Annotated in this window: 4 protein-coding genes; 3 read left to right on the top strand and 1 reads right to left on the bottom strand. The window is 73.2% G+C overall.

What is annotated here, in order from left to right; genetic code table 11:
- The first annotated feature begins 84 nt into the window (after window positions 1–84).
- Complete coding sequence (gene ilvC / locus GB864_RS06870) at window positions 85–1,113, top strand: ketol-acid reductoisomerase (RefSeq protein ID WP_160423604.1); 1,029 nt, start codon at window positions 85–87, stop codon at window positions 1,111–1,113.
- 393 nt (window positions 1,114–1,506) lie between these two features.
- Window positions 1,507–6,258 (top strand): ExeM/NucH family extracellular endonuclease, encoded by a 4,752-nt coding sequence (locus tag GB864_RS06875; protein ID WP_419672775.1) that lies wholly within the window; start codon window positions 1,507–1,509, stop codon window positions 6,256–6,258.
- 88 nt (window positions 6,259–6,346) lie between these two features.
- On the opposite strand, the gene GB864_RS06880 is transcribed toward GB864_RS06875, so the two are convergent.
- On the bottom strand, window positions 6,347–10,609 hold the full coding sequence (locus GB864_RS06880) for an nSTAND1 domain-containing NTPase (protein ID WP_160423606.1): 4,263 nt from the start codon (window positions 10,607–10,609) through the stop codon (window positions 6,347–6,349).
- Window positions 10,610–10,722: 113 nt separating this feature from the next.
- Between GB864_RS06880 and GB864_RS06885 the strand changes: the two genes are divergently transcribed.
- Window positions 10,723–11,034, top strand: coding sequence for a hypothetical protein (locus tag GB864_RS06885; protein ID WP_160423607.1), 312 nt, complete (start codon window positions 10,723–10,725; stop codon window positions 11,032–11,034).
- Window positions 11,035–11,366 lie beyond the last annotated feature (332 nt).

The raw sequence follows: 11,366 nt of genomic DNA on the forward strand, positions 1-11,366 counted from the left end.
ATTCCGCCGGTCGAGTCGGCGTGCAGCGCCGCATCGAGACCCCAGGACACCAGACACACACCGATAGGAACAGGAACACCACTCATGGCTGAGATGTACTACGACCAGGACGCCGACCTCTCGATCATCCAGAGCAAGAAGGTCGCCGTCGTCGGCTACGGCTCGCAGGGCCACGCCCACGCACAGAACCTCCGCGACTCCGGCGTCGAGGTCGTCATCGGCCTCAAGGAGGGCTCGAAGTCGGCGCCGAAGGCCGCCGAGGCGGGCTTCGAGGTCCTCTCCGTCGCCGACGCCGCCGCGTGGGCCGACGTCGTCGTCATCCTCGCGCCGGACCAGTTCCAGCGCCACATCTACGCGGAGTCCGTCAAGGACAACCTGAAGGAAGGCGACACCCTCGTCTTCGGCCACGGCTTCAACATCCGCTTCGGCTACATCGAGGCCCCCGCGGGCGTCGACGTCGTGCTCGTCGCCCCGAAGGCCCCGGGCCACACCGTGCGCCGCGAGTTCGTCGCCGGCCGCGGCATCCCCGACATCATCGCCGTCGAGCAGGATGCCTCGGGCACCGCCTGGGACCTCGCGAAGTCCTACGCGAAGGCCATCGGCGGCACCCGCGCCGGCGTCATCAAGACGACCTTCACCGAGGAGACCGAGACCGACCTCTTCGGCGAGCAGGCCGTGCTCTGCGGCGGCGTCTCGCAGCTCGTCCAGTACGGCTTCGAGACCCTCACCGAAGCCGGCTACCAGCCCGAGATCGCCTACTTCGAGGTGCTCCACGAGCTCAAGCTCATCGTCGACCTCATGTGGGAGGGCGGCATCGCCAAGCAGCGCTGGTCGGTCTCCGACACGGCCGAGTACGGCGACTACGTGTCGGGCCCGCGCGTCATCGACCCGTCCGTCAAGGAGCACATGCAGGAGGTCCTCGGCGACATCCAGTCGGGCGCCTTCGCGACCCGCTTCATCGCCGACCAGGATGCCGGAGCCCCCGAGTTCCTCGCGCTGCGCGCCAAGGGCGAGCAGCACCCCATCGAGGTCACCGGCCGCGAACTGCGCAAGCTCTTCGCCTGGGCTCAGACGAACGACGACGACTACGTCGACGGCGAGGTCGCTCGCTGACGCGAGCGCCATCGCGCGTCGTCGTAGCCGGCGACACTGCGTCTTCGGTGCGCCGCCTTCGGGCGGCGCACGCCGACGGCGAGGTCGCTCGCTGACGCGAGCGCCCGCTCGCCGACGCGAGCGCCGCCTGCCCGAACGGCCCGTCCCGGATCTTTCCGGGGCGGGCCGTTCCGCATCTGCGGACGGCGGTCGGCGCGGACATCCGGCGCGCTTCGCTGCGCGGACGAGCGGATCCGGGTGCGCGGATGAGCATCCTGCTCGCTTGCGCGAAATGGCCCGGACGATCGGCGGAATGTTCATGGAATCGTCACGCCGCCCCCTTGTCTGAGAATCGGCTGAGCCGACAGGATGGCCGAAGCTGTGCAAAGCCCGGCAGTCGTCCCAGACGAAGGAGTGTGCCCTGTGCGCCCAACTGGAAGATCACTGATCGGCGGCGTCGCCGCCGTCTCACTGGCGCTGGGAGGTGTCGCCGCCTCGGGCATCCCGGCCTTCGCGGCGGTCTCCGCCTCCGCGCCCGTCATCATCAACGAGGTCTACGGCGGAGGCGGCAACAGCGGCGCCACGTACAAGCAGGACTTCGTCGAGCTCTACAACCCGGGCAGCGCCCCCGTCTCGCTCGCCGGCTGGTCCGTGCAGTACGCCTCGGCGTCCGGGGCGTTCAGCGCGAGCCTCACGACCCCGCTCGCCGGCAGCATCCCCGCCGGCGGCCACTTCCTCGTCGGCCAGGGCTTCGGCACCGGCGGCACGCTCGACCTCCCGACCGTCGACGTCCTCGGCACGACCGCGATGAGCGGCACCGCCGGCAAGGTCGCCCTCGTCAACACGACGACGCCCCTCAGCTGCGGCCAAACGGCGGGCGCCTCGTGCGCCGCCTCGGCGAGCGTCGTCGACTTCGTCGGCTTCGGCACGACGGCGAACGCGTTCGCGGGCACCGGCCCCACCGTCGCCCCGTCGAACGCCAACTCCGTCTCGCGCAACGCCGCGCACGCCAACACCGCGAACAACGCGGCCGACTTCACGGCCGGCGCTCCGTCGCCGACCAACGCCGGCTCGGGCGGCACCGACCCCGAGCCCGGCGGCGACGTCACCATCGCCGAGATCCAGGGCACTGGTGCGGCCTCGCCGCTCGCCGGCCAGACCGTCACCACGACGGGCGTCGTGACGGCGGCCTACCCGACCGGCGGATTCAACGGCTTCGTCATCCAGACCGCCGGCACCGGCGGCGCGCTCGACCTCGCGACCCACACCGCCTCCGACGCGGTCTTCGTCTTCGGATCGGCCGCCACGGCGCTCGTCGAGGTCGGCGACCACGTCGAGGTCACCGGCGCCGTCAGCGAATGGAACGGACTGACCGAGATCACCGCGGCGGCCGCCGACGTGAGCGTGCTCGCCGAGCCCGCGACCGTGACGCCGGCATCCGTGGCCTGGCCTGCGACCGACGCCCAGCGCGAGTCGCTCGAGTCGATGCTCGTGGCACCGACCGGCGACTACACCGTCTCGAACACGTACTCGACCAACCAGTACGGCGAGGTCGGCCTCGCGTTCGGCACCGCGCCGCTCCTGCAGCCGACCGAGGTCGCCGACGCCGGCTCCGCCGAGTACACGGCGGTCGTCGCCGACAACGCCGCCAAGGCGGTCGTGCTCGACGACGGCGCCACGACGAACTTCCTCTCGGCGGCGAACAGCGGGCTGACCCCGCCGTACGTCTCGACGACGGCGCCCGTGCGCGTCGGCGCGGCCGTGACGTTCGACGAGCCGGTCATCGTGGACTTCCGCAACAACGTCTGGAAGCTCAACCCGACCTCGGCCTACGTCGCCGGCGGCGAGGCATCCGTGACCTTCGAGAACGACCGCACCGAGGCCCCGGCCGAGGTCGGCGGCGACGTCACCGTCGCCTCGTTCAACGTGCTCAACTACTTCACGACGCTCGGCTCCGAGACCGCCGGCTGCACCTCCTACAACGACCGCGCCGGCAACGGCGTCACGGTCAACAGCTGCCCGGGCACCGGCCCGCGCGGCGCGTGGGACGCGGGCGACCTCGCTCAGCAGCAGCAGAAGATCGTCGCGGCGATCAACGCGCTCGACGCCGACGTGGTGGGCCTGCTCGAGATCGAGAACTCGGCCGCCGTCGACGGCGTCGCCGATGAGGCGCTCGACACCCTCGTCGACGCGCTCAACGCGGCTGCCGGGTCCGAGAAGTGGGCGTACGTGCCCTCCTCCTCGGAGCTGCCCGCCGTCTCGCTGCAGGACGCCATCACGAACGCCCTGATCTACCAGCCCGCGGCCGTGGAGACCGTCGGCGCCTCGCGCGCCCTCGGCACGGAGAGCGACGGCGACGAGGCGTTCTCGAACGCCCGCGAGCCGATCGGCCAGGAGTTCGCTCCCGTCGAGGGCGGCGAGTCCGTCTTCGTGAGCGTCAACCACTTCAAGTCCAAGGGCTCGGCCGGTCCGCTGCCCGGCGACGCCGACTCGGGCGACGGCCAGGGCGCATCCAACGCCTCGCGCGTCGCGCAGGCCGAGGCGCTCTCCGCGTGGATCGACGGGATCACCGACGAGGGCGACGCCGTCGCGCTCGTGGGCGACTTCAACTCGTACACGCAGGAGGACCCGCTCCAGGAGCTCTACGCGGACGGCTACGTCGACGCCGCGGCCGAGCTCGCCGAGGGGCAGTACTCGTACTCCTTCTCGGGCCTGTCGGGCTCGCTCGACCACGTGCTGCTCAACGAGGCCGCGTTCGCGCGGGCGACTGGCGCCGACGTGTGGGAGATCAACGCCGAGGAGTCGATCGCGCTGGAGTACAGCCGTGAGAACTACCACGGCACGAACTTCTACGCGCCCGGTCCCTTCCGCTCGAGCGACCACGACCCGGTGATCGTCGGCCTCGGCGCCGGCGACGTGCCCGCCGAGCCGGTCGACCTCACGTTCCTCAACATCAACGACTTCCACGGCCGCATCGAGTCCACGACGACGAACGGCGTCGTGGCGTCGAACACCGTGAAGTTCGCGGGAACCGTCGAGGCGCAGCGCGCCGCGGCGACCGGTCCCGTCGCCCTCCTCTCGGCGGGCGACAACATCGGCGCGTCGCTCTTCGCCTCCGCCGTCGCCGACGATCAGCCCACGATCGACGTGCTCAACGCGCTCGAGCTCGAGACGTCGGCCGTCGGCAACCACGAGTTCGACCGCGGGTTCGCCGACCTCACCGACCGGGTCATCCCGGCGGCGGAGTTCTCCTACCTCGGCGCCAACGTCTACCTCGACGGCACGACCACTCCCGCCCTGCAGGAGTACGAGCTGCTCGAGATGGGCGGCGTCACCGTCGGCGTCATCGGCGTCGTCACCGAGGAGACCCCCTCGCTGGTGACCCCGGGCGGCATCGCGACCATCGACTTCGGCGACCCCGTCGAGGCCGTCAACCGCGTCGCGGCGCAGCTCTCGGACGGCGACGAGTCGAACGGCGAGGCCGACGTCATCATCGCCGAGTACCACGACGGCGCGAGCGCGGGCACGCCCGACGGCGCGACGCTCGAAGAGGAACTCGCCGCGGGCGGTCCGTTCGCGGCGCTCGTCGAGGACACCTCGGCCGAGGTCGACGCGATCTTCACCGGACACACCCACAAGCAGTACGCGTGGGAGGGCCCCGTGCCCGGCGAGCCCGGTGAGACCCGTCCGATCGTGCAGACCGGCTCGTACGGCGAGTTCATCGGCAAGGTCGTGCTGACGTACGACCCCGAGACCGACGAGGTCACGGCGCACTCGCAGTCGAACGTCGCACGCACGACGACCGCGGACGCGACGCTCATCGCGACGTACCCGCGGGTCGCCGCGGTCAACTCGATCGTCACCGCGGCCATCGCGGCGGCGGACGTGGTCGGCCGGCAGCCGGTCGGTTCGGTGACCGCGGACATCACGACCGCGTTCGCGGGCGGTTCCTACGTCAACGGCAAGTACACGGGCTCCGGCCCGACGCCCACGACGGGACGCGACGACCGCGCGAAGGAGTCGGCACTCGGCGACCTCGTCGCCGACGCGCTGCTCGACACGCTCGACACCGAGCAGTACGGCAGCGCCGAGATCGGCGTGGTCAACCCCGGCGGACTGCGGAGCGAACTGCTCTACTCGCCCGACGGCGTGATCACGTACGCCGAGGCGAACGCGGTCCTGCCCTTCGTCAACAACCTCTGGACGACCACCCTCACGGGCGCGCAGTTCACGACGATGCTCGAGCAGCAGTGGCAGACCAACGCCGACGGCACCATCCCGAGCCGGCCGTACCTGCAGCTCGGCCTCTCCGACAACGTGACGTACACGTTCGACCCGGCCGCACCGCTCGGTTCGCACATCACGTCGGTGACGGTGAACGGCGAGCCGCTCGACCCGTCGGCCGAGTACCGCGTCGGCACGTTCTCGTTCCTGGTGACGGGCGGCGACAACTTCCGCGTCTTCACCCAGGGCACGAACGCGACCGACACCGGTCTCGTCGACCGCGACGCGTGGATCGCCTACCTGCAGGCGAACCCGGGCCTCGAGCCCGACTTCGCCCGTCAGGCCGTGCAGGTGCCGACCGTGCCGACGAGCGTCCTCGCGGGCGAGTCGGTCACCGTGCCGGTGGCCGGTCTCGACCTGACGAGCATCGGTTCGCCGCAGAACGCCTCGATCGAGACGTTCCTCGACGGCGTGTCGCTCGGCACGACCACGGTCGCGGGCGGTGCGGCGAACGTCTCCGCACTCGTCCCCGCGGGCACGTCGGCCGGTGCGCACGAGCTCACGCTCGTCGCCGCCCCGTCCGGCACCACGGTGACCCTCCCGCTGACCGTCGAGGCCCCCGTCCCGACCGAGCCGGCCTGGGACCGCTGGAAGGTCTACACGGCGGGCGATCGGGTGCTCTACCAGGGCGCCGTCTACGTGGCGCAGTGGTGGACGCTGGCCGTCTCGCCGGACGCGACCCCGTGGGGCGCCTGGGCCGAGGTCGGTGCGCCGGTCGTGACCGGCCAGGGCACGTACGGCGCGTGGACCGACTCGTGGATCTACACGGGCGGCGAGGTCGTCGCGCACGACGGACACCTGTGGAAGGCGCAGTGGTGGACCCGCAACCAGGAGCCCGGCGCGAGCCAGTGGGGTCCGTGGAAGGATCTCGGCGCCTACTGAGCCGAGGAGCATCCTGAGCCGGACGCGAGTCCGGTGAACCGATGAGGCGGCGGGCCGTCCCGGGAGACCGGGGCGGGCCGCCGTCGTGTCACCCGTCGAAGCCGCAGGCGCTCGATACGGCGTCGCCGTCGGCGTTGTAGGTGCGCTGCTCGGTCGCCGTGAAGCCGCGTCCGGCCAGCCGGCAGACGGCCTCGAGCTGCCGCTCGGGGTCGAGATCCCAGACCACGACGCCGTCGGCGGTCGACACGGCGAGTTCGAGGCCGTCCGATCGGAGGACTGCGGGGGCGAACACGCCGAGGTCCGAACGGAACGGGTCGCCGATGCGGATGCCCGTCGCGGTGTCGAACATGAGCACCGTGCCGTCGAGGGCCGTCACGGCCATGGTGTCGGCGTCCCGGGTGACGGACGGGGCGGCGAGGGCGCTCGCGGACCCGGGGATCGAGCCGGTCCGTTCGAACGGGTCGAGGGCATAGCGGATCATCTGGTCGCCCTCGAGCGCGATCACCTCGCCGTCCGCGGCCATCGCGTGCTCGCGGAAGTCGACGAAACGCAGGTCCACGAGCGAGTGGTCGTCGCGGCGCACCGTGGCGAACCGCTCCAGTAGGTCGCCGTCCTGGCCGTCGCCGAGGACGGTCACGGCGATGAGGTCGCTGCCGCGCGCCGCCGCCAGCGAGAGCGGCATCCCCGTGCCGCCCTGCGGTCCTTCGCCGCCACGCACTGCCCACGGCTCGCCGACCTTCGAGCCGTCGACGGGGTCGAGGTCCTGGATCCGGCCGTCGAAGCGGACCGCGTGGATCAGCTCGTCCTCGGCCGAGGTGAAGGCGCCGACGAGGCCCCAGTGCGGCTCGGCGACGTCCTCGCCGGTCTCGGCCGAGACGATGCGGACGACTCCCGCGGCGGGGTCGCGGAACAGCACCCGCCGGCCGTGCGCCCAGACGGCGTTGGCGAGGGGGACGTCGAAGGGGGCGCCCGTGCCGCCGGTGGCGGTGTCGGTCACGGCGACGCCCGCCCACGGCGCATCCGCCCAGGGGTTGTTCCGGTCTTCGGGCGCCCGGGTCGCGATCGGCGCGGTGAGCACCCCGGAGCCTTCGAAGGAGTAGCCGCCGACGAGCATCCGCCCGGCCGCCACGAGCCGGCGGCCGGGCCCGTCGCCGTCGAGCCGCCAGCGGGAGAGCACCGGGTCGTCGGTGCTGATCGCGGTGACCACGAGGCCGTCGGCGCTCGTGCTGAGCACGCCCACCTCGCCGTTCACCGGGCCGAGACCGGCGTCCGCGAGAGGCGCTCCGTCCGCGAGGTCGAGCGCGGTGATGCGGCCGAACCGCGTGCCGCAGAGGGCCCGGCCCCACGGTTCCGCGATCGCGACGGAGGTGCACGGCGGCGCCGTCACGGCGTCGTCGCCGTTCGTCCAGCGCACCGACGCGGCCGCGGGATCGACGGCGACCACGCCGGCGTCGCCCGAGGCCACGACGACGCCCGACGGGCCGAGCGCCATCGCGAGGTTGGCGGTCGACTCCGGTACGCGGATGACGTCCGCGACGCGGGCCGCGACGGGGTCGATGACGTCGATGCGGTCGTCGAGCCGTCCGACGAGCAGATCGCCGTCCGCGTCGAACACGGCGGATGCGACCGAGGAGTCGTGATCGAGGTCGACCGGGTGCTCACCGGCGACCCGGCGCGGGGCGCCGCCCGCGGTGGAGACGAGCCAGGTGCTGCCGTCGCGGGCGTCGGCCACGGCGATCGTCGCGCCATCCTGGGAGAGGGCGAGGGCGCCCGTACCGGCCTGCAGCCGCAGGGGCTCGAGCACCCGCTCGCCCGTGCCGAGGTCGAAGGCCACGAGGTCGGACTGCGGCGACGTGCCGTAGCGGGTGACGCCGCGGTCCTGGGTCTTCGCCGGCCAGAGGACCGCGCCGATCCGGCCGTCTCCGCTCACGGCGACGAGGGGGTACGGCCCGAGATCGACCGGTCCCGGCTCGAAGCCGAGGTCCACCTCGTCGAGCAGTTCGCCGGTGACGGTGTCCCGGAGGCCGTCGGGGCCGTCCTCGTCGACGACGAGCGCCGTCCCGTCGCGGCCGGGGATCGTGCTGCCGAAGATGCGCCCCTCCGTGGGGACGGTCGCGTTGCCGAGCAGGCCGCCCGCCGCCTGCAGCACCGCGGTCAGTCCCGAGCGGGTGCGCGGGTCGTCGGGTTCGCGGCGGTACGCCTCCGCGGCGAGGAGGGCGGCGACCTCCAACTCGGTGGAACGCAGCGCGAGCGCCGTCGCGACGAGGGCCTCGATGCTCGCCCGGTCGCGCTGCGTGCGGGCATCCTGGGAGGTCTGCACGACGGCCGTGCCCGCCGTGACGAGCAGCACGATGAGCACGCCGGCGGCCGCGAGCAATGCCGTCAGCCGCCGGTTCTGCCGGCGGTCGCGGCGCGCCCGTTCGGCCAGCCGCAGCGACTCCTCGGTCGACTCCCGCACCGAGGCGTCGAGGAACTCCTGCTCGAGCCGGATGAGGTCGCGCGGCGCGTTCGCCCGCCATTCCTCGGCCGCCTCGAGGCGGGCGCCCCGGTAGAGGTCGTCGGGGGAGCGGCCCGCGGCATCCCAGTCGGTGGCCGCCGCGGCGATCGCGGCGATCGTCCGCGCGCCCTCGGCATCCTCGGCGAGCCAGGTGCGCAGGCGCGGCCAGGCGGTCGCGACGGCCTCGTGCGCCACGTCGACGACGTCCTCGCCGGTGCTGACGAGGCGGTGCGCGGTGAGCAGTGCGAGCACGCGGGCATGGGCGTCGTCGGTCTGCAGGGTCGTGAGCGGCACCCGTCGGCGCACGGGCGCACCGTCCTCCGAGGGAGCGATGAGGCGCAGGAACATCGCCCGGCAGACGTGCCGGTCCTCGGGGGCGAGTTCGGCGTACGCCTGCTCGGCCGACTGGGCGATCGCCCCCGAGATGCCGCCGGATGCCTCGTAGCCGGCGACCGTCAAGGTGGCGCCCTCGCGTCGCAGCCAGGTCTCGGCCAGCGCGTGGGAGAGGTGGGGGAGGGCGCCGGCCTCGCCGACCGCATCGCGCAGCATCAGTTCGACGAGTCCGGGTTCGAGGCGCAGACCCGCGCGGCGGGCGGGCTCCTCGATCGCCGCGCGCTCGGCGGCGGGGCTCATCGGCCCGACGAGGTGCACGCCCTCCGCCACGAGCGGTGCGAGCTCGGGCAGGGCCGCGCAGTCGTCGAGGAAGTCGGAGCGCACGACGAGCACGACGGTGGCGCCTGCGGCGGCCGTGCGGGCGATCGCGGCGGCTGCGGCGCCGGCATCGACGTCGGCGGAGTGGAAGACCTCCTCGAACTGGTCGACGACGACGACGTCGGCCCGTCGGGCGCCCTCGGTGGCGACCCGGAGCCGGAGGTCGAGGTCGCGACCCGGTGCGAGCACGAGCACCCGGTCGCCGCGTCGGCGGAGCGCCGGCACCATCCCGGCGCGGACGAGCGAGGACTTGCCGCTGCCGGAGGCACCCGAGACCGCGAGGAAGTCGGCGTTCGCCAGGCGGGAGAGTGCTACCGCCACGTCGGCGTCGCGGCCGAAGAAGTCCGCCTCGTCCGCCTCGCCGAACGGCGCCAGGCCGCGGTACGGGCAGCTCTCCGCCGGGGCCGGCGGCAGCGCGGTGTGCTCGAGGGAGGCGTCGTGCCGGAGGACCGCGACCTCGAGCGCCGTGAGCTCCTCGCCGGGCTCGACGCCGAGCTCGTCGGCGAGACGCGTGCGCGCCGCCCGGATCGCGGCGAGCGCGTCGGACTGCCGACCGCTGCGGTACAGGGCGGTCGCGAGCAGCGCCCACCGCGCCTCCCGCAGCGGCGCTTCGCGGACGAGCCGTTCGGCGTCGGCGACGGCGGAGGAGTGCTCGCCCTGCCGCAGCGCGGCCCGGAGGCGGACCTCCTCGAGGTCCATCCGCACCTCGGTCAGCCGCTCCGCCTCGACGGCGGCCGCCGGCCAGCTCGCGAGATCCGCGTAGGGGATGCCGCGCCAGAGCGCGAGGGCGCGATCGGCCGCATCGAGGCTGCGGGCGGGGTCGTCCGCCAGATGCTCGCGGGCGGCACGCGCGTACCGCTCGAAGCGCCGGGCGTCGATCGAGTCGGGGTCGATCCGGAGCGCATAGCCCTCGGGAGTCGTCTCGACGCTCTCGCGCCCGATCGCGGCGCGCACGCGGGCGATCGACGCCTGGAGCTGCTTCGGCCAGGTGCCCGGCGGGCGTTCGCCCCAGAGCGCATCGGCGAGTTCGTCGGTGGAGACCGGGCGGTCCGGCACGAGCGCGAGCACGGCGAGCACGGTCCGCTCCCGCGGACTGAGTTTCGCCCCCTCGACGGCGAGCGGACCGAAGACCCGCATGACCATGCCCGCATCGTCCAACGCCCGATCCGGGGCGTCAACGCCGGGGTGCCAGGACGCATACCGACCGCATACCGCTGCGTCGACGGATGCATACCGGCGCGTCCGAACCTCGGGGCATGAACACGACACGCACCACCCAGAAACTGATCGCCCTCACCTCCGCGACCGGGCTCGTCCTGGTCCTCTCCGCCTGCGGCGCGCAGACCGAGGATGCCCAGACCGCCGTCTCCGTCGAAGACCACAACGTCCAGGTCCTGGGCGGCGCCGATCGCTACGTGCACAGCCTGGAGACGCAGGCCCGGATGAACCGCGGGAACGGACTCGTCTCGACCGCGGACCACCTGGAGATCGTCGAGGACACCGCCGAGCGCTACGTCCAGAGCCTCCTGACGCTCCACGAGATGGCCGTCGACGAGGCCGAGGACTGACGCACTCGGCCGCGACCTCGCCCTCGCCCGGCTTGAGGCGCACGCCGGGCGCGGTGCCGGCACGGACGCCGCGCCTCCGGCGACGGACACGCGACGTTCCCCCGACACGGACCCGGGCGACGCCGTCCGTTCACCGGGGGCGCCGAGCCTGCAAGGGTGATCTCGTCACGGCGCCCTCGCGGCGCATCCGACCTCACCGTCCTGCTCATCGCGCTCGCCGCGGCCGCCGTGCTCCTCGGGACCGCGCCGCCCGTCGCGGCGCAGCCGTCGGCCGTCGGGGCATCCTCGTCGGCGCCCGCGCCCGCATCGGCGCCCGCAGCAGCGTCGCCCGC

This window comes from Agromyces seonyuensis, from assembly GCF_009789225.1.
GTDB classification, from domain to species: domain Bacteria; phylum Actinomycetota; class Actinomycetes; order Actinomycetales; family Microbacteriaceae; genus Agromyces; species Agromyces seonyuensis.